The sequence below is a fragment of the Microbispora siamensis genome, from assembly GCF_016863095.1.
GTDB classification, from domain to species: domain Bacteria; phylum Actinomycetota; class Actinomycetes; order Streptosporangiales; family Streptosporangiaceae; genus Microbispora; species Microbispora siamensis.
In genome coordinates, this window is sequence record NZ_BOOF01000043.1 from 79,967 (window position 1) to 99,049 (window position 19,083).

16 protein-coding genes and 1 pseudogene are annotated in these 19,083 nt (G+C 69.9%); 4 read left to right on the plus strand and 13 right to left on the minus strand.

Annotated elements, in window-relative coordinates:
* The first annotated feature begins 35 nt into the window (after positions 1–35).
* The gene (locus Msi02_RS32425; protein ID WP_204051706.1) at positions 36–1,451 is read left to right on the plus strand and encodes an MFS transporter; all 1,416 of its coding nucleotides are present in this window, start codon (positions 36–38) and stop codon (positions 1,449–1,451) included.
* Between the two features lie 22 nt (positions 1,452–1,473).
* Here Msi02_RS32425 and Msi02_RS32430 read toward each other — a convergent pair whose 3' ends face one another.
* From Msi02_RS32430 to Msi02_RS32480, 11 genes are all read right to left on the minus strand, one after another.
* Positions 1,474–2,760, minus strand: coding sequence for a thymidine phosphorylase (locus Msi02_RS32430; RefSeq protein ID WP_204051707.1), 1,287 nt, complete (start codon positions 2,758–2,760; stop codon positions 1,474–1,476).
* A 9-nt stretch (positions 2,761–2,769) separates the two neighbouring features.
* The gene (locus Msi02_RS32435; RefSeq protein ID WP_204051708.1) at positions 2,770–3,159 is read right to left on the minus strand and encodes a cytidine deaminase; all 390 of its coding nucleotides are present in this window, start codon (positions 3,157–3,159) and stop codon (positions 2,770–2,772) included.
* Positions 3,156–4,427, minus strand: coding sequence for an ABC transporter permease (locus tag Msi02_RS32440; protein WP_079315982.1), 1,272 nt, complete (start codon positions 4,425–4,427; stop codon positions 3,156–3,158). The genes Msi02_RS32435 and Msi02_RS32440 overlap by 4 nt, the downstream gene beginning before the upstream one ends.
* Positions 4,428–4,455: 28 nt before the next feature.
* Positions 4,456–5,586 (minus strand): ABC transporter permease, encoded by a 1,131-nt coding sequence (locus Msi02_RS32445; RefSeq protein ID WP_204051709.1) that lies wholly within the window; start codon positions 5,584–5,586, stop codon positions 4,456–4,458.
* On the minus strand, positions 5,583–7,121 hold the full coding sequence (locus tag Msi02_RS32450; RefSeq protein ID WP_204051722.1) for an ABC transporter ATP-binding protein: 1,539 nt from the start codon (positions 7,119–7,121) through the stop codon (positions 5,583–5,585). Before Msi02_RS32450 ends, Msi02_RS32445 begins: the two co-directional genes overlap by 4 nt.
* A gap of 101 nt (positions 7,122–7,222) precedes the next feature.
* Positions 7,223–8,290 (minus strand): BMP family lipoprotein, encoded by a 1,068-nt coding sequence (locus Msi02_RS32455; RefSeq protein WP_204051710.1) that lies wholly within the window; start codon positions 8,288–8,290, stop codon positions 7,223–7,225.
* Between the two features lie 168 nt (positions 8,291–8,458).
* Positions 8,459–9,487: a BMP family lipoprotein gene (locus Msi02_RS32460; protein WP_204051711.1), complete on the minus strand. Its 1,029-nt coding sequence runs from the start codon at positions 9,485–9,487 to the stop codon at positions 8,459–8,461.
* A 101-nt stretch (positions 9,488–9,588) separates the two neighbouring features.
* Positions 9,589–11,025, minus strand: a complete 1,437-nt coding sequence (locus Msi02_RS32465; RefSeq protein ID WP_204051712.1) for a serine/threonine-protein kinase — start codon at positions 11,023–11,025, stop codon at positions 9,589–9,591.
* Positions 11,026–11,066: 41 nt separating this feature from the next.
* Positions 11,067–12,308 carry an amidohydrolase gene (locus Msi02_RS32470; RefSeq protein ID WP_373308327.1) on the minus strand — a complete coding sequence of 414 codons (1,242 nt, stop codon included), beginning with the start codon at positions 12,306–12,308 and terminating at the stop codon, positions 11,067–11,069.
* Between the two features lie 239 nt (positions 12,309–12,547).
* Positions 12,548–13,720 carry a glutamate--cysteine ligase gene (locus tag Msi02_RS32475; protein WP_079315985.1) on the minus strand — a complete coding sequence of 391 codons (1,173 nt, stop codon included), beginning with the start codon at positions 13,718–13,720 and terminating at the stop codon, positions 12,548–12,550.
* A gap of 66 nt (positions 13,721–13,786) precedes the next feature.
* Positions 13,787–13,987, minus strand: coding sequence for an SCO4848 family membrane protein (locus Msi02_RS32480; RefSeq protein WP_079316017.1), 201 nt, complete (start codon positions 13,985–13,987; stop codon positions 13,787–13,789).
* A 93-nt stretch (positions 13,988–14,080) separates the two neighbouring features.
* Between Msi02_RS32480 and Msi02_RS32485 the strand changes: the two genes are divergently transcribed.
* Positions 14,081–15,349, plus strand: a complete 1,269-nt coding sequence (locus Msi02_RS32485) for a D-alanyl-D-alanine carboxypeptidase family protein (protein ID WP_204051713.1) — start codon at positions 14,081–14,083, stop codon at positions 15,347–15,349.
* 131 nt (positions 15,350–15,480) lie between these two features.
* On the opposite strand, the pseudogene Msi02_RS32490 reads toward Msi02_RS32485, so the two are convergent.
* Positions 15,481–16,663, minus strand: a pseudogene (locus Msi02_RS32490) (IS701 family transposase).
* A gap of 49 nt (positions 16,664–16,712) precedes the next feature.
* The gene (locus Msi02_RS32495) at positions 16,713–17,744 is read right to left on the minus strand and encodes a sensor histidine kinase (protein ID WP_204051714.1); all 1,032 of its coding nucleotides are present in this window, start codon (positions 17,742–17,744) and stop codon (positions 16,713–16,715) included.
* Positions 17,745–18,132: 388 nt separating this feature from the next.
* Between Msi02_RS32495 and Msi02_RS32500 the strand changes: the two genes are divergently transcribed.
* Together Msi02_RS32500 and Msi02_RS32505 are read left to right on the plus strand one after the other, a co-directional pair.
* Positions 18,133–18,534 (plus strand): STAS domain-containing protein, encoded by a 402-nt coding sequence (locus Msi02_RS32500; protein ID WP_204051715.1) that lies wholly within the window; start codon positions 18,133–18,135, stop codon positions 18,532–18,534.
* Positions 18,535–18,614: 80 nt separating this feature from the next.
* The gene (locus tag Msi02_RS32505) at positions 18,615–18,935 is read left to right on the plus strand and encodes a transposase (RefSeq protein ID WP_275414195.1); all 321 of its coding nucleotides are present in this window, start codon (positions 18,615–18,617) and stop codon (positions 18,933–18,935) included.
* The last annotated feature ends 148 nt before the right edge of the window (positions 18,936–19,083 follow it).

The following is a 19,083-nucleotide window of genomic DNA, read 5'->3' on the forward strand; positions in this document are numbered from 1 at the left end:
TGGCACCAGGTTGGAGAACCGGGCACCGTGCACGCATGGCAGTCACCGTCCCCACCTCAGCCGGCGAGGTCACGCGACCAGGCCGTTGGCTTCTCCCCGTCATCCTGCTGGGATACGTCCTCAACATCGTCGACGTGTTCGTCGTCAACGTCGCGCTGCCCACCCTCTCCCGCACCCTCGGCGCCGGTCCGGCCGAGCTGGAGCTGGTGGTCGCCGGCTACACCGTCGCCTACGCCTGCCTCCTGGTCATCGGCGGGCGGCTCGGTGACGCTTACGGACGCCAGAGGCTGTTCGTCACGGGAATGACGGGCTTCACCGTCACCTCGGCGATCTGCGGGCTCGCGCCGAACGCCGCGCTGCTGATCGTCGCGCGGGTCCTCCAGGGCGGCACCGCCGCCCTCATGGTGCCGCAGGTGCTGGCCACGATCCAGGTCTTCTACCAGGGCGCGGCACGCCGGCGGGCCATCGGGATCTTCGGCGCGACGCTGGGCGTCTCGGCGGCCGCCGGGCAGATCCTCGGCGGGCTGGTGGTGTCCGCCGACCTCTTCGGCCTGTCCTGGCGGCCCATCTTCCTCGTCAACATCCCGATCGGTCTTCTGGGCATCCTCGCCGCCCGTCGCGTCGTCCCGGAGAGCCGCGCGTCCAGGGCCCTGTCCGTCGACTGGCCGGGCACCGCACTGCTCGCCACCACCGTCCTGCTGCTCATGCTGCCCCTGACCCTCGGCCGGGACGAGAACTGGCCGCTGTGGTGCTGGGTGTTCCTGGCCGCGGTGCCGTTCGCCGTGGCCGGCTTCGCCGTCGTGCAGTCGCGTGAGGAGCGTCACGGCAGGGCGCCGCTGCTGCCGCCGTCCCTGCTGCGCGCGCCGAGCATGCGGCGCGGCCTGCTGACGACGCTGGCCTTCTTCCCCGCGTTCGGCGGCATGATCCTGACGACCACGATCTCACTCCAATACGGCATGCACCTGGGGCCCCTGGAGTCGGGCCTCACCTACATCCCCTACGCCATCGCCTTCCTGACCGCCTCGCTGCTGTGCCCCCGGCTGGTCCCCAGGTTCGGCACGTACGTGACCGTCGCCGGCGCTCTCCTGCTCGCCGTGGGTTTCGCCGTCACGGCCCTGCAGGCCTGGTCGGACTACGACGGCCTGACCCCGCTGTCGCCGGCGCCCGCGCTGGTGGTGATCGGCTTCGGCCAGGGGCTGATCGCGATCCCCCTGACCGGCCTGGTCCTCATCGGCGTCCCTCCGGAACGGGCTGGGGTGGCCAGCGGCGTGCTGACCACCACCCAGCAGACCGCGACGGCGCTGGGCGTCGCGGGCATCGGCACCCTGTTCTTCTCGGTGGCCGCAGGACACGGGTTCGGCTCCGCCACCGTCGCCGCGGAACTGGTCGAGGCCGCCCTCGCACTGGTCACCGCCGTAGCCGCCTGCACCCTCCCGAGGCGGCAGTCGTGAGGTCCGCCTCCGAGCGGGCCGGTCAGGCGGTGAGGCGGTCGATCACCAGCGGGAGCAGGCCGGCGCCGTCCTGGTCGCCGATCTCGTACGCCCCCTCAAGTGCCTGGAGGGCCCGGTCGAACCGGCCGGCCTCGTCGGCGTACAGGGTCATCAGCGGGGCTCCGGCGCGCACCGTCTCGCCGGGCTTGGCGTGCAGGACGATGCCCGCGCCCGCCGACACCGGGTCCTCCTTGCGGGCCCGTCCGGCGCCGAGCCGCCAGGCCGCCAGGCCGACCTTGAGCGCGTCGAGCGTGCGCAGCGTGCCCGAGGCGGGGGCGGTGACCACGGCCGACTCGGCGGCCGCCGGCAGCGGCGCGTCCGGATCGCCGCCCTGGGCGACGATCATGCGCCGCCAGGCGTCCATCGCCGAGCCGTCCTTCAGCGCCTCCTCCGGGTCCCTGGCACCCGGGACGGCGGCGGCCTCCAGCATCTCCCTGGCCAGCCGTACGGTGAGTTCGACCACGTCGGCGGGGCCGCCACCGGCGAGCACCTCGACGGCCTCCTCGACCTCGAGCGCGTTGCCTACCTTCAGACCGAGCGGCCGGTCCATCGCGGTCAGCAGGGCGACCGTGCGCACCCCGGCGTCGGTGCCGAGCTCGACCATCGTCCGCGCCAGCTCCCGGGCGTCGTCCACGTTCTTCATGAACGCGCCCGAACCGGCCTTCACGTCGAGCACGAGCGACCCCGTGCCCTCGGCGATCTTCTTGGACATGATCGAGGAGGCGATCAGCGGGATCGACTCGACCGTGCCGGTGACGTCGCGCAGCGCGTAGAGCTTCTTGTCGGCCGGCGCGAGGCCCGCGCCCGCCGCGCACACGACCGCCCCGGCCGAGCGGATCACGGCGAGCATCTCGTCGTTCGACAGCGACGCCCGCCAGCCGGGGATCGACTCCAGCTTGTCCAGCGTGCCGCCGGTGTGCCCGAGGCCCCGCCCGGACAGCTGCGGCACGTACGCGCCGCAGGCGGCGACCAGCGGGGCCAGTGGCAGGGTGATCTTGTCGCCGACCCCGCCGGTGGAGTGCTTGTCGGCCGTGGGCCGGTCGAGGGAGGACCAGTCCATCCGCTCCCCCGACCTGATCATGGCCTGGGTCCAGTCCGCGATCTCCCTGCGGTTCATGCCGTTGAGCAGGATCGCCATCAGCAGCGCCGACATCTGCTCGTCGGCCACCTCGCCCCGCGTGTACGCGTCGATCACCCAGTCGATCTGGGCGGTCGACAGCTCACCGCGGTCGCGCTTGGCGATGATGACCTCGATCGCGTCGAACCCCACACTTCCCCCTTATCGCGACAAATCATCCGGGCCGAAGGCGAACGGCAGGAAGTCGACCATCCGCATCGGCCCGTCGGGCGTCTCCACCAGCAGGTCCCGCCCGCCGTGCTCGAACAGCAGCTGGCGGCAGCGGCCGCACGGCATCAGCAGCTCGCCGTGGCCGTCCACGCAGGTGAAGGCCACCAGCCTGCCGCCGCCGCTCGCGTGCAGCGCCGAGACCAGCCCGCACTCGGCGCACAGCCCCACGCCGTACGAGGCGTTCTCCACGTTGCAGCCGGTCACGACCCGGCCGTCGTCGACGAGCGCCGCCGCCCCCACCGGAAACTTCGAATACGGCGCGTACGCGTGGGTCATGGCCTCGCGGGCCGCGACCCGCAGCGCCTCCCAGTCGATGCTCATTTCGCCTGCCCCCTTCGATACGGGACGCCGTCCGCCGCCGGCATGCGCAGCCGCTGTGAGGCCAGCGACAGCACCAGCAGCGTGGTCAGGTGGGGGGTGAACGAGGTGAACTGCTCCGGCACCGTGTCCGTCACGGCGAACACCACGAACACCGCGATCGCCACGACCCCGGTGATCAGGGCCGCGACCCCGCGCCGCTGCCGTACGAGCTGGTAGACCGCCACCGCGACGAGCAGCAGCGCGACGACGAGCAGCAGCGCGTGCACCGAGATGCCGCCCTGGCGGAGCTGCAGCGCGTCGGTGTAGCCGAACAGCGCCGCGCCACCGGCGAGCCCGCCGGGACGCCAGTTGCCGAAGATCATGGCGGCGAGGCCGATGTAGCCGCGCCCGCCCGTCTGCCCGTCACGGTAGATCCCCGCGGCCACCAGCGACAGAAACGCGCCGCCGAGCCCGGCGAGCACGCCGGAGATGATCACGGCGGCCCACTTGTACAGGTAGACGTTGACGCCCAGGGACTCCGCCGCGACCGGACGCTCGCCGCACGCCCGCAGCCGCAGGCCGAACGGCGTGCGCCACAGGATGTAGAACGACAGCGGGACCAGCAGGATCGCCAGGATCGTGAACCAGGACACGCCCTGGGTGATGCCCCGCAGCACGCCCGCGAAGTCCGACAGCACGAACCAGTGCTTGGCCTCGACGGTCCGCAGCGGGTCGTCGAGGAAGCTCAGGCTCACCGTGCCCATCTTCGGCAGCGGCGGCGAGTTCTTCGTCCCGCCGCCCGGCATGCCGTTGAAGACGAGCTGGGACAGGTACTGGGTGAAGCCGACGCCGACGATGTTGATCGCCACGCCGGAGATGATGTGGTCGACGCCGAAGGTCACGGTCGCGACGGCGTGGATCACCGCGCCCAGCGCCCCGCCGACGGCGCCGGCGACCACGCCCGCCCAGGGGCTGTGGAACTGGAGGGCGCCCCAGGCCCCGAACCAGGTGCCGAGCACCATCATGCCTTCGAGGCCGATGTTGACCACGCCGGCCCGCTCCGACCACAGGCCGCCGAGGCCGGCGAGCCCGATCGGCACGGCGAGGCCGAGCGCGGCGCTGACCGTGCCCGCCGAGGTGATGTCGTTCGCGCCGGTCACCAGCCGCGCGATCGACAGCAGCACCACCAGCCCGGCCAGGCCGAGCAGGAGCACCGGCGCCGACAGCCGGAAGCGCCGCGCCGGGGGCGTCTCGACCGGGCGTTCGACCGGGAGGTCCGTCGCCGTCATGCCGTCTCCTCGATTCCGTCCGGCCCTGTCATGCCGCCGCCTCCGCCTTCGGCGCCTCCTGCGGCGCGGCGAGCTCGCGGCTGACCCTGCGCTGCTCGGCGACGATCCGGTAGCGGTGGACCAGCTCGTACGCGATGATCACGGAGAGCACGACGACGCCCTGCATGATCTGGACGATCTCCTTGGAGATGTCGAGCAGCTGGAGCTGGTTGGACGAGTTGTCCAGGAAGCTCCACAGCAACGCGCCGACGGCCATGCCGACCGGGTTGTTGCGGCCGAGCAGGGCGATCGCGATGCCCGTGAAACCGAGGCCGGCGGGGAAGTTGTTGCTGTACTTGTAGGAGGCGCCGAGCAGTTCCGGCATGCCGATCAGACCGGCGACCGCCCCCGACATGACCATCGTGACGACGATCATCTTCTTCACGCTGACGCCGCTGGCCACCGCCGCAGACTCGGACTTGCCGGTCGCCCGCAGCTCGAAGCCGAACCGGGTGCGGTTGAGCACGACCCAGTACGCGACGCCGAGCAGGACCGCGACCACGATGAACCCGTTGACCAGCACCGGCGTGCCGGCGATGAGCGGGATGCCCGGCATGTGCGCGTCGTCGGGGATCGGCCTGGTGCCGAGGTCGTTGCCGGTCAGCACGCCGAAGTGCTCGCTGACCAGCCACGATCCGAGGCCGGTGGCGATCGCGTTGAGCATGATGGTCGAGATGACCTCGCTCACGCCCCGGTACACCCGGAGCAGACCGGCGATCGCGGCCCACAGGGCGCCGACGACCACCGCGACGACGATCACGAGGACGATGTTGAGCACACCGGGCACCACGGCGGCGCCGCCGAGCCCGGCGGCGACCACGGCCGCGAGCCGGTACTGGCCGTCCACGCCGATGTTGAAGAGGTTCATCCGGAAGCCGACGGCCACCGCCAGCGCGGAGATGTAGTACATGACCCCGGTGTTGAGGATCATGGCCATCGACCGCGGCTGGGTGCCGTAGTCCGCGAGGGTCGTGAACGCCTCCACGGGCGCCTTGCCCGCGACGAGCAGGACCACCGAGGTGATCAGCACCGCGAAGACGACCGCGATCACCGGCGCGGCGACGGCGAGCCAGCCGCCCAGCCGAACCCGGCCGAGCACCCGGTCGAGGAACCCGTTCATACCGTCTCCTCCCCGGCGCCGGTCATCGCCGAGCCCAGTTGCTCGGGGGTCACGTTCGCGGGATCGACGTCGGCGACGATCCTGCCGCGCAGGATCACCTTGAGCGTGTCGGACAGCCCGATGAGCTCGTCGAGGTCCGCGGAGATCAGCAGCACGGCCAGCCCGGCGGCGCGCGCCGTGCGCAGATGGTCCCAGATCGCCGCCTGCGCGCCGATGTCCACGCCGCGGGTGGGGTGGCTGGCGATGAGCAGCACGGGGTCGCCGCTCATCTCCCGCCCGACGATCAGCTTCTGCTGGTTGCCGCCGGACAGCGTGGCCGCGTCCACGTCGATGCCGGGGGTGCGCACGTCGTACTCCTCGACGATGCGCCGCGTGTCGGCCCGCGCGCCCGCGCGGTCGATCCACGGGCCTTTGACGTTGGGCCGGCGGGTCTGGTGGCCGAGGATGCGATTCTCCCAGAGCGGCGACTCCAGCAGCAGGCCGTGCCGGTGGCGGTCCTCGGGGATGTAGCCGATGCCGCCCGCGCGCCGCCTCAGCGTCGACCAATGGGAGATGTCGGCGCCGGCGAGCGTGAGGGCGCCCGCCTCGCAGGGGCGCATGCCCATGATCGCCTCGACGAGCTCCGCCTGGCCGTTGCCCTCGACGCCCGCGATGCCGAGCACCTCGCCCTTGTGGATGTCGAAGCTCACGTTCTCGACCACCGGCCGCCCGTCGCCGGTGCGCACGGTCAGGTCGCGTACGGACAGGGCGACGACGTCGGTGACGGTCGACTCGCGGGTCTCGGGGCTGGGCAGCTCGCTGCCGACCATGAGCTCGGCGAGCTTGCGGGAGGTCACGTCCCTGGGGTTCACGGTCGCCACGGTGGTGCCGCGCCGGATCACGGTGATCTCGTCGGCCACCCGCAGGACCTCGTCCAGCTTGTGGGAGATGAACAGGATCGTCAGCCCCTCGCGGACCAGGCCGCGCAGGTTGTCGAACAGCTCGTCCACCTCGTGGGGCACGAGCACGGCGGTCGGCTCGTCCAGGATCAGGATGCGGGCGCCCCGGTAGAGCACCTTCAGGATCTCCACCCGCTGGCGGTCGCCGACCCCCAGGTCCTCCACCGGCACGTCCGGCCGAACGCCCAGGCCGTACGCGTCGGAGATCTTCTTGATCTTCTTCCGCGCGGCGGCGAAGTCGAGGGCGATGCCGCCGCGGCGCGGCTCGCTGCCCAGAACCACGTTCTCCAGCACGGTCAGGTTGTCGGCCAGCATGAAGTGCTGGTGGACCATGCCGATGCCGGCGTCGATGGCGTCTGCGGGGGTGTGGAAGCCCACGGGCGACCCGTTGACGCGGATCTCGCCCTCGTCGGGGCGCTGCATCCCGTACAGGATCTTCATCAGCGTGGACTTCCCCGCGCCGTTCTCGCCGACGATGGCGTGGATGTGCCCTTTGGCGACGCGGAGGTGGATGTCGCTGTTGGCGACGACTCCCGGGAACCTCTTGGTGATCCCGGTGAGTTCTACTGCGGGTTCCGTAACGGTCGCGGCGGTAATGTCGGCCTCCTCCTCGCGGAGTGCCCGGTGACGGTCAAGTGATAGTGAGGGTAGAGCAAAGGGCCCGGAGCGGGTGCCTCCGGGCCCCTCGATTACGCAGGTCAGGACGTCGGGACCGTGATCTCGCCGTTGATGATCTTCTGCTTGTACTCGTCGATCTTCGACTTGATGTCGTCGATCTTGCCGCCGGTCGTGGAGTAGTCCACGCCGCCCGCCTTGAGGTCGTAGACCGACGGGCCCGACTTGACCGCGCCGGTGGTGTAGTTCTTCAGGAAGTCGAAGACCGCCACGTCGACCTTCTTGATCATCGACGTGATGATCACGTCCTTGAAGTCGGCGTACGCCGGAAGCGCGGCCTGGTCGGAGTCGACGCCGATCGCCATCGCCTTCGCGGCCTTGGCCGCCTCGAAGACGCCCGCGCCCGAACCGCCGGCCGCCTGGTAGACCACGTCCGCGCCGGCGTCGTACATGCCCTGCGCGGCCGTCTTGCCCTTGGCCGGGTCACCGAAGCCGCCGAAGTCCGGGGGCTGGGTGAGGTACTTGCTCTGGATCTTGATGTCGGGCTTGACGGCCTTCGCGCCGGCCTCGAAGCCCGCTTCGAACTTGTGGATCAGCGGCACGTCGACGCCGCCCACGAAGCCGACGTTGCCCTTCTCGGACTTGAGCGCCGCCGCGACGCCGACGAGGAACGACCCCTGCTCCTCGGCGAACATCAGGTTCGTGATGTTGTCGCCCTTCGCGGCGTCGTCGTCCACGATGGCGAACTTGACGTCGGGGAACTCCTTGGCGACCTTCGCCACGGAGCCGGAGTAGGCGAAGCCCACCGCGATGACCGGGTTGTAGCCCCCGGAGGCGAGCAGCCGCAGCCGCTCCTCCTTCTGGGCGTCGGTCTCGCCCGCGGTCGCCTCCAGTTCCTTCTTCTGGACCTTGAGCTCCGACTCGGCCTTGTCCAGGCCGGCCGCGGCCGCGTCGTTGAAGGAACCGTCGCCGCGGCCACCGATGTCGTACGCCAGGCCGACCTTGATCTGCGAGGCGGCGGGCGCGGAGGACGCGCCGGCCGAGGCCTCGGTCGTGGTGGTGCCGTCGCTACCCCCACACGCGGCGGCGGCCATGAGCAAGGCCCCGCCCGCGGTGGCGGCGGCCAGTCTGCTGATTCGATTGTGGAGCAAGGTCGTGACTCCCCTTCCGTTCCCCGCCCGTCTGACTCTCGTCGCACGCACGCAGGAACGCACGGCAACCCTGCACGGAAGATAGTTGTTTGACCTGCATAGACCAAACCCGCACACCAGTCCGCAACATGTCCGTTATTGAGCCCAGTCCGCACCGTGACCAGGGGGTCAGCCTGGGTAAACCTTGACCCTGCCGTGGATGATCTCCTGCTTGAGCTGCTCCAGGCGCGGCTGGATGTCGGTGATGTGGCCGCCGGTGAGGGTGTAGTCGACGCCGCCGAGCTTCAGGTCGTACACGACCCGGCCGCTGGTGACGGTGTGGTCGGCGACGCCGGCGAGGTAGTCGTAGACCGCGACGTCGATCCTTTTGATCATCGAGGTGAGGATCACGTCGCGCACGTCCGGGTCGGCGCTCTTGGCCTGGTCGTAGTCGACGCCGATGGCCCACGCTCCGGCCTTCTTGGCGGCGCGGAACACCCCGGCCCCCGAGGCCCCGGCCACCTGGTAGACCACGTCGGCGCCCGCCCGGTACATGCGCCGGGCGGCCTGCCGCGCCTTGTCCGGCCGCTCGAAGCCGCTCAGGTCGTGCGGGCCCGTGAGGTAGGCGATCCTGATCCGCGCCCGCGGGTTCACGTGCTTCACGCCCTGGACGTAGCCGACCTCGAACTTCCTGACCAGCGGCGACCGATTGCCCCCGACGAAGCCGACGTCGCCCGTGCGCGACTTCATCGCCGCCACCGCGCCCATCAGGAAGGAGCCCTGCTCCGAGGCGAACAGCAGGTTCGTGATGTTGGGACCGGAGACCGTCGGCTCGTCCACGATCGCGAACCGTGTCCTGGGAAACTTCGGGCCGATGCTCGCCAGCGCCGGCGCGTACGAGTAGCCGACGGCGATGATCGGGTCGTAGCCGGCCTCGGCGAGCGCCCGCACCCGCTCTACCTTCCGGGCGGCGGGCTCGCCCGGCGCGGCCGCGACCTCCCGCACCCGCATGCGGGTCAGAGTGCGCTTGGCCTCGTCGAGTCCGGCGGCCGCGGCGTCGTTGTACGACTTGTCGCCCCGTCCGCCGATGTCGTACACGAGCCCGACCCGCAGCGGGCCGGGGGGCGGCGACACGGTCTCCACCCCGCCGCCGCATCCCGCGACGGCGGTCAGGGCGACGGCGACGACGCCCGCCATCACCGCCCGGAACGCCCGCAATCGGATCTCCAAACCGGAATGGGTCCCACCGTCCGCGATACCCCCTGGGCGCGCAGGAGAACGCGCCACACAAAGGCTCTGACAGATTTATCCCATTTGAGTTAATTCGTACGGGTAAGAGATCCCGAGTATCGGGCGGCCTGTTCCCCCTCGCGCGTCACCTCGAAGTCGGCCGCGCTCTCGCCCCGCCAGGTGATCGAGACGCGTCCGGGATAACAGGCGTCGCCCTTCACCTGGTCGAGGGTCAGCATGAGCACCTCGCCCGACCCGCTCGCGGGGGTGAGACGGCCGGAACAGTGCAGGTCGGCGCCCCATCTCATCCGCGCCGGGCCGGTCAGCCGGATTTCGACCGGGAAGACCCGGTCGGCCGAGGGATAGTGTGCGACGCCCGTCCACGTACCGTCGGGGCGCCCGCCGTCGCGGGTCGTCAGCACCCACGCGACGCCCGCCGCGACGCCGACCGCGACGAGGACGGCGAGTGAGGCGGCCAGCGCGACCGCGCGCGCTCGCCCACGACGGCGCCCACCGGTCCCACGTGTCCCACTGATTCCGCCGTGCTCCGCCGGTCCGTCGCCGCTTCGCTCACGTTCGGCCGGCTCTGGTCTGGTCGGCTCGGCGTCGGGCCCTGCCCCGGGCCGCGCCGTGTTCTCCTGCTCGCGCCATGGCCGCGTGACGGGTCCGGAAGGGATGGCACCAGGCACGGCGGAGCCGGGCGCCACCGGACTCGGCCGCCCCGTGGGCCGGTCGAGCAGGGCGCTCAGCACCTGTCCGGCGTCCGGCCGGTCGGCGGGCTCCGCCGCCAGGCACGCCATGACGAGGTCCTTCAGCAGACCGGTGAGCGGCCCGAGGTCCGGCGTGCCGTACAGGATGCGGGCCATGACGGCCGCGTACGTGTCACCGGTGTAGGCGTGCCGTCCGCTCGCCGCGTAGACGAGCGTCAGCGCCCAGCAGAACACGTCCGCCGCGGGCCCGGCCGGCCGCCCTTCGAGCTGCTCCGGCGCGATGTAGGCCGGTGTGCCGACCGGATTCCCGGTCGTCGCGGTGGCGTCGGCGAGCCGGGAGATGCCGAAGTCGACGACCCGCAGCCCGTCCGAGCCGAGGAGCACGTTGCCCGGCTTGAAGTCGCGGTGGACGACCCCCGCCCGGTGGATCGCGGCCAGCGCGGTGGCCGTCCCCACGGCAACCCGGTCGAGGTCGCCACCCGTCCGCGGGCCCGCCGCGGTCACGTGCTCGCGCAGCGACGGGCCGTCGACGTACTCGCTCACGATGTACGGCCGGTCGCCGTCGAGGTCGGCGTCGAGGACCTGGGCGGTGCAGAAGGGCGCGACCCGGCGCACCGCCTCGATCTCACGGGCGAAGGCGCGCCGGGCGGAGGTGTCGTCGACCCGGGCGTGCAGGAGCTTCACGGCCACCGGCCCGCCCGACGCGCCGGCGCCGAGGAAGACGATCCCCTGGCCGCCCACGCCAAGGCGGCCCTCGAGGCGGTAGTCCCCGAGGCGCGGGGGATCCTCGGGACGCAGGGGGGAGACGTCGGGCACGGCGGCGTACGGCTCAGGGGCTGTTCAGCGGCGTGGTCGGTTCAGCGGGCGCCGCCCCACAGCGCGGTCAGCGCGGTGGCGGCGAGAACCTTGACGCCGATCCCGATCGCCCGCTCGTCCACGTCGAACTGCGGCCGGTGGATGTCGACCTCGTCGACGACCCCCGGCGGCCGGGTGCCCAGCCGGGCGAGCGCGCCGGGCACCGACTCGAGATACCAGGAGAAGTCCTCGCCGCCGAGGCTCTGCGGCGTGGGCACGGCCGCCCCCTCGCCGATGATCTGGGTGACCGCGTCGTGCAGCATCTGGATGCTGGTGGCCTCGTTCACCGTGGGCGGCGTGCCGCGCCGGTAGTCGATCTCGGCGTCCACGCCGTACGCGCCCGCGACCGAGTCGAGCAGGGTCTTGACCAGGTCGGGGGCCTGGTGCCAGGCATCCTCGTCGAGCGACCTGACCGTGCCCTGGGCGAGGCCGACGTCCGGGATCGCGTTGGCCACGGACCCGGCGGAGATCTGGCCCCACACGAGGCTGAGGCTGGATCGGGGGTCCACGCGGCGCGACAGCGCGGCCGGCAACTCGGTGACGATCTTGCTGAGCGCGTAGACGAGGTCCACGGTCAGGTGCGGCCGGGCGGTGTGCCCGCCAGGGCCCGCGACGCGGATGCGCAGGCTGTCGCAGGACCCGGTGATCGGGCCGGTCCGCAGGCCGACGTGCCCGACGTCGAGACGCGGGTCGCAGTGCACCGCGAAGATGCGGTCGACCTCGGTGAGGCCGCCGTCGCGCATGACCTCCAGCGCGCCGCCCGCGACCTCCTCGGCGGGCTGGAAGATCAGCCGTACCCGGCCGGGGAGCGCTCCCGCGTCGGCCTGCGAGGCCAGGAACAGCCCGGCGCCGACGACGATCGCCGTGTGCACGTCGTGGCCGCAGGCGTGGCACGCGTTCGGGTTCGTGGAGCGGTAGGGGACGTCCTTCTCGTCCTCCATCGGCAGCGCGTCGATGTCGGCGCGCAGGGCGACCGTTGGGCCCTCGTCGCGGCCGAGGTCCACCCACAGGCCGGTGCCGCGCGACAGCGGGTGCGGGGTGAGCCCGGCGTCCGTCAGCCGCTCAGCGATCTTCTCGGTGGTGCGATGCTCGCTGAAGGCGATCTCCGGGTGTGCGTGTACGTCGCGCCGGAACTCGATCAGCTCATCGTTGTGCTCGCGAAGGAATTCCGCCAGTTGCCCGGCCAGGCCGTTGCTTCCCGGCACGGCCGCGTCCGGCGCTGCGAGCTTCGATGAGGTGGCCACGGGTCTTCCCTTCTCCGGCGAGCCGTCCCGCCACGGATCGCCGGATCGTCCATATGATCACGAAAAGTCACGAAAAAGTCCAAAAGGGTCGAGCGGGCGTGTCTCGCCTCCACCGACCCTTCATTCACAATCCTTCCATGCCGCGACCCTTCGATACGGCGGATTGCCCAGTATTTACACCGGCCTCCGCACGTTGTCAGAACTGAGGCACTGTTGCCGGACATATCAGGCCTACCCCGTCAGGTGGCTGATTGTCCGATCTCGCGGTTAGGGTTCGAGGTGACGAACCTGTCCTCGGCGAGCTCGACGACCGTGGCGTCGACCACGTCCTGGAGGGTCCCTCCGTCGGCGAGGATCGCCCGCTGGCGCTCGGATGAGCTCCCCTGCTCCAGCACCTCGGTCACGACCGCCAGTTCGTCGGCACAGCCGAGCCGCTCGGCGACGGGTTCGAGTTCACGCTGAAGTTCATACAATACGTCGCGCATCGGCGCCGTGGAGCCATGGTCGTCGGTGATGACGTCCGCGTCGAGGCCGTAGCGCGTGGCGCGCCACTTGTTGTCGCGCACCACCCACGCCGCCGGATGCGGCAGCTTGTACCCCCGGTCGAGCTGCTGGTCGAACTGCTGCACGAGGCACTGGGACAGCGCGGCCACCATGCCCACCTCGCGCGGCGTCGGGATCCCGTCGAACATCCGGATCTCGATCGTGCCGAAGTCGGGATGCGGCCGGATGTCCCACCACACCTCCTTGATGCTGCGGATCGTGCCCGCCCGCAGCAGCGTGTCCATGTACTCCTCGAACTCGGCCCAGTCGGCCAGCAGGTGCGGCGGCCCGGCCGTGGGCAGCGAGCCGAAGACGATGGCCCGGCTCGACGCAAGACCGGTGTCCTGCCCGCCCCAGTAGGGGCTGGAGGAGGTGAGCGCGAGGAAGTGCGGCAGGTACGCCGCGAGGGCGTTGACGATCGGAATGACCTTGTCCCGCTCCTTGACGCCCACGTGGACGTGCACGCCGAACGTCTGGATCCGCCAGGCGAGCCACTGCATCTCCTCGACCAGCTCCACGTAGCGCTGGCTGGGCGCGTAGACCGCGTCGCGCCAGTCGCTGATCGCGTGGGTCCCCGTGCAGGCGAGCGCGATGCCGCGCGGCTCGACGGCCTCGGTCAGCCGGCCGATGCTCTTCTTCAGGTCCTGCACCGCCTCGGCCACCGTGTGGCAGACGTCGGTGATGATCTCGACCTGCGACTGCATGAGCTCGTGCATGGCCTTGGGCCGCTGCCCCTCACTGAGGTCGGGAACCGCGGCGAGCACCTCCTTGGCGTCCTGGCGGAGATGACGCGTATGCCGGTCGACGAGCTGAAGCTCCCACTCCACGCCGAGCGTCGCGCCACGTGAGGGGTTGAAGTCGATCGCCAAAGCTTGCCTCCATCACGTTCGGTCCCTGTGGACACTCATGTCACAGCGGACAAGGTCGTTCCAGGCTCAGGCCCTACCCTTCATCCATCCCCGCACGCCGACCGCCCCGAGCGCCAGTGCCAGGAGGATGTTCACCGCGATGAGTACGCCGTGGACGACGTAGAAGGACGTCTCGTGCCCGTCGGCGAGGTTGAAGCCGAGGTTGATCCATTCGAAGATCATGAAAGCGGCGAGCGCCACAAGAAAGATCGATACACGTCTCGTCATGCTCTCAGTATCGGCGGCCACCTGCGTGGCCCTGTGGCATATGGGGCATATGTCGCTTCATGCGAAGGCAGTCGAGGCTAGGCTGAGCGACCTATGGGGACGAACCTGCGGGCTCTCGCCGCGACCGTGACGACGGCGGGGGTGCTGACGACGGCGCTGCTCTGCGCCCCTCCCGCCGCGGGCGCGCGGGCCGTGCCGGACCTGGCGCCGCGGAAGACCGGCGCGGCGGTGCCGGGGAACGGCACGGGGAACGGGACCGTGGGCGGCGACCTGCTCGCCGGCCACGGGATCATCGCGCCCGCCGGGATCAAGCCCCCGCCGAAGACCGAGGCCAGCGCGTACGTCGTGGCCGACGCCGACACCGGCGCGGTGCTCGCCGCCAAGGACCCGCACGGGCACTACCTGCCCGCGAGCACGCTCAAGACGCTGACGGCCGTGACGCTGATCCCCAAGCTCGACAAGAACCGCAAGATCAAGCCGAGCGACGAGGCGTGCAACGTGGAGGGCAGCGCCGTCGGCATCGTCCCCGAGCCGATCTACAAGATCGACGACCTCATGCGGGCGCTCCTCATGGTCTCCGCCAACGACGCCGCGGTCGCGCTCGCCGAGGCGAACGGCGGCCTGAAGAAGACCCTCGCCGACATGAACGCCGAGGCGCGCAAGCTCCAGGCGTACGACACGGTGGCCAAGACGCCGAACGGCCTGGACGCCCCGGGCCAGCGCAGCTCGGCCTACGACCTCGCCCTGATCGCGCGGGCCGGGCTGGCGATCCCGGACTTCCGCGAGTACATCAGCACGAAGGTCGCCAAGTTCCCCGCGCCCAAGGACTACCTCAAGAAGAAAAAGAAGAAGCGCCGCGACGACTCGGAGGCCAGCGAGTCTCCCCCGCCCGCCTACTACGAGATGGCCAACCACAACCGGCTCCTCGGTAGCTACAAGGGCATGCTCGGCGTCAAGAACGGCTGGACGACCAAGGCCCTGGGCAGCTTCGTGGGCGCGGCCCGGCGTGACGGCCACACGATCCTCGTCGTGATCATGCATCACCCCGGCGGTTTCTGGGAGGAGGTCGCCAAGCTGCTCGACTGGGGCTTCTCCGCGCGGGGCAAGGCGGCCCCCGTGGGCCAGTTGGTCGCGCCCGCGCCCGATCCCAAGCCCTCCTCCTCCCCCCTGGCCGTACGGCCCTCTCCGACACCGGGCACGGCCGACGTGGGCGCGGCCAAGGCCCGCGGGGAGGACTCCGCGTCGAAGGGTTCGGGCGCGGCCACGCCCCTGCTGATCGGCGGCGGTGCCCTCGTGGTCCTCGCCCTCGGGGCGTACGGCCTGCGCCGGCGCCGGAAGACGCCCGGCGACGCCCCCCACTAGTACTACAGCCTGATTTTGTGATGTTTGAGCCAGCGTTTCCAGTAGTGGCTGGCTCGTGCACGGGGCTTGGCGGTGTCGTCGGTGTGGGGACCGGGCGAGGGCATGGCTGAGGGGAAGGGTGATCGTGGCGGTCAGGCGTGCCAGCAGAGGGCGGATTTCTGCTGGTGTGAGGAGGACCAGGCCCTTTGGGCTTTTGGGGCGTGCGCGGCGGCGACGGCGAGATAGGCGTGGGCGAGCATCGCCAAGGTGATGTGGCGGTGCCAGGCGTCGAACCGCCGGACCTGGTAGTGGTCCAGCCCGGTCTCGTTCTTCGCGGACTGGAAACACTCCTCGATCGCCCAGCGGGAACCGGCGACGGCGATGAGGTCCTCCAAGGTGGTGCCGACCGGTGCGTAACACAGGTAGTAGGCCAGCTCAAGCTCGCCCTTGGCATTGGGGGTGAGGCCGCGCCGGACGAGTAGCCACCGCTGGTAGCCGGGCTCGGTCTCGAAGGTCACCGTGGCGAGCGCCCAGTCATACAGGCACTCGCCCTTGGCGCCGTCGCCACAGGACCGGCGCTTCCACGCCTCGGGCGGAGCTTGGGCGGTCGCGGTGCCGGCCCGGATTTCCCGCCCCATCCCATGCCGATCCATTGGCTCTTGGGCACCGCCACCACATAGCTCAGGCGGTGCTCTTCCAGGAAGCGCCGGAACTTGTTGTCCATGCCATAGGCCTCATCAGCGCTCACCCAGGAGGCCGGCACACCCGCCTTCACGGCGCGGGCCAGCATCGCCTGGGCCAGTACCGGCTTGGTGGCGAACGCCACCTCCTGCCCGATGCCGGCCTGGACGCAACGCTCCGGTCATCAGTCCAGGACTTCGGCAGATACAGCTCGGCGTCGATCAGCGTCCGGCCCAGCGGAGAGGCGTAGGCGAGGAACACGCCCAGCCGGCAGTTCTCAATCCGGCCCGCCGTGCCGGAGCACTGGCGCTGCACTCCGGCCGACTTGTCGCCCTTCTTCAGGAAGCCGGTGTCATCCACGATCAGCACGCCATCGCGGCGACCGAGGTTGTCCATCACGTAATCACGCAGGTCAACTCGCACCTGGCGGGGGTCCCAGCGGGCACTGTTCAACAAGCGCTGCATGCGATCAGGAGCCGTATCCCCGGCCGCTTCCGCCAACTGCCAGCCGTTCTTACGCTCGATCGGAGCCAGCAAACCGGTCAGATACGCCCGCGTCTGCCTGCGCGGTTCCACCCGCCCGAACCGTCCCGCCACCCGCGCGAACAACACATCAAGCCCGGCCACCCACTCCTGAAGGTCGCCCGCGGTCAGCTCATCCGACGTGATCCAGAACTATAGATCACAAAACCTGGCTGTAGTACTAATGCGCGGCTGGCCGGGGAAAGCGTGCGACGAACCGCGCCCCGGACGGGCTGTCTTCGATGGTGAGGGTGCCGCCGTGGTCTTCAACAATCTGCCGGGCGATAGGCAGTCCCAGACCGCTGCCGCCAGCGTCCTTGGCACGCGCGTCCTGCAGGCGGGCGAAGCGCTCGAAGACGAACTCCCGCTGCTCGCGCGGCACCCCGCTCCCGTCGTCGTAGACCTCCAGCACCGCCGCGTCACCCCGGTGCTCGACGGTGACCATCACCATGGAGCGGGCGTGGCGTTCGGCGTTGTCCATGAGGTTGTGCAGCAGCCGGGTGAGACCAATCCGCTCTCCGTAGACCATCACGCCGCTACTGAACCTCCTGACCACCCTGACTTTGCTTTGCCGATGATCGAGCTCGCCGTCCACCAGGACGGCGAGGTTGAGGAGGTCGTGGTGGCCTGCGACACCCGCGTCAAGCCGGGAGATCTCCAGAAGGCTGGCTACCAAGTCCTGCAGCCGCTCGACAGACTCCAGCAGCCTGCCGGCGGTTGCCACCCAGTCGGTCTCCTCCCGCCGCATGAGCGCTTCCTCTATCTCGGCACGCATCGCCGCGAGCGGGTTGCGCAGGTCATGGGAGGTGTTCGAGGCGAACTGCAACTGGTCCTGGATCGCCGCCTGGGCCCGCTCCAACGTCTGGTTGGTGTTCTGCGCGAGCTCCTTGAACTCGTCATCGTGGCTCGGCAGCGGAACCCGCTCGCTCAGATTAGAAGGCCGGATCACGGCGAGTCTCCCACTGATGGCGCGGACCGGCTCAAGGATCTTGCTCATCATCCAGTACGTCCCGAGCGCGGTGGCCACGATCAGCAGGAGGGAACCACCGACGAGTCCAGCCAGCACGGCCGCACTTCCGTAGAGCGGAGGCTGAGGCTCGGCCGTCAACAGCAGCAAAGTGGCGCAGACGCAGACCAGTGCCATGACGGCGCTCGCCACGGTGGCCACACGAGTTTTGACGGAGCAGTGATGCCACGCTCTGAAGCTGATCATCCCGGAAACGCCCTGGACATGACTGTGACACGTCTAGCCAACACAAACGCTAGTTGAACACGCGAGCTCACCAGTCAGGACCCCCTCGTAACGGGACTTCTCGTTCGATTGCCGAATTAATCCGGCCGAACGCACCTCAAGCCGCCCCGACGTTGCCGAAGCCTGGTTCGCCTACCACACACCCGACGAGGGAACCGTCCGCTGGTACTGGATCAACGGACAAGAAGACCGCAAAGAAGTTGAAGCCAGCTCCGACACACCGACCTCACCGTCGCAGGCCACTCCCGGTCACGATAGGCCCAAGCCCTAATGAGGTGCGTGGCAACGGCTTAGGATCGAGGATGGGTTCTTTGTCCCGGGCAGGGGCCACCGGTAGCAAGGAAGTGTGATGGGTGCGGATAACCATGGTGGTTCCTACCATCAGCAGGATCTAGACACCGACAGGGCAGTCCGGGAGGACGTGACGCTGCTCTCCCTGCAGGGCGTCCTGGACTTCACCACCCATGCCCTACTGCATCGCCGGATTGAGGACCTGTTCCGCGAGCAGCCGCCCCCTGCGCTGATCCTTGACCTCACAGAGCTGGACTTCTGCGACTCCAGCTCTCTAGCTATCCTGATCGCCATACGCAGGCACTTCCCGGATCCTGACCGTTGTCTGGCGCTGGTCGGCGTGAACGGCAGAATGGCCCGCCTGCTCGAACTCACCCGAGTAATCACGCTGTTCCGCTGCTATCCCACCCGCGAGGACGCCATGAAGGCTCTCGGCCTGGCCTCCACGTCCCGCTGGTGACGACACCCCCGGCAGCACGACAACGCCCAAGGCTTTCGTGGAGGCCCTGAAGCCAGCATCATCTGCTGGCGGAAGGGAGAATGCCAGCCCCGAGGAAGTACCCCCAAGAGCTTCGTGAGCGCGCGGTGCGCATGGTCTTTGAGGTCCGCCGGCAGACCGGCGGCGCCCCCGGCGCGATCGCCCGGGTAGCCGACCAGCTCGGCGTTCACCGCGAGGCGCTGCGCGGGTGGGTGCGCCAGGCCGAGATCGACGAGGGGCAGCGGCCGGGCACCTCAACCACTGACGCCCAGCGAATCGCCGAGCTGGAGCGCGAGGTACGCGAGCTGCGCCGCGCCAACGAGATCCTCAAGGCCGCAGCCGCTTTTTTCGCGAAGGAAATGGACCCTCGACCGCCGAGGTAGTCGCCTTCATCGACGCCCACCGCGACGCTTTCGGCGTCGAGCCGATCTGAGGCCTATGGCATGGACAACAAGTTCCGGCGCTTCCTGGAAGAGCACCGCCTGAGCTATGGAAACGCTGGCTCAAACATCACAAAATCAGGCTGTAGTA

Coding starts and splice junctions, on each gene's coding strand:
- Msi02_RS32425 (WP_204051706.1), top strand. CDS start 36: ATGGCAGTCACCGTCCCCACCTCAGCCGGCGAGGTCACGCGACCAGGC.
- Msi02_RS32435 (WP_204051708.1), bottom strand. CDS start 3,159: ATGAGCATCGACTGGGAGGCGCTGCGGGTCGCGGCCCGCGAGGCCATG.
- Msi02_RS32440 (WP_079315982.1), bottom strand. CDS start 4,427: ATGACGGCGACGGACCTCCCGGTCGAACGCCCGGTCGAGACGCCCCCG.
- Msi02_RS32495 (WP_204051714.1), bottom strand. CDS start 17,744: ATGATCAGCTTCAGAGCGTGGCATCACTGCTCCGTCAAAACTCGTGTG.
- Msi02_RS32445 (WP_204051709.1), bottom strand. CDS start 5,586: ATGAACGGGTTCCTCGACCGGGTGCTCGGCCGGGTTCGGCTGGGCGGC.
- Msi02_RS32500 (WP_204051715.1), top strand. CDS start 18,133: ATGGGTGCGGATAACCATGGTGGTTCCTACCATCAGCAGGATCTAGAC.
- Msi02_RS32485 (WP_204051713.1), top strand. CDS start 14,081: ATGGGGACGAACCTGCGGGCTCTCGCCGCGACCGTGACGACGGCGGGG.
- Msi02_RS32505 (WP_275414195.1), top strand. CDS start 18,615: ATGCCAGCCCCGAGGAAGTACCCCCAAGAGCTTCGTGAGCGCGCGGTG.
- Msi02_RS32480 (WP_079316017.1), bottom strand. CDS start 13,987: ATGACGAGACGTGTATCGATCTTTCTTGTGGCGCTCGCCGCTTTCATG.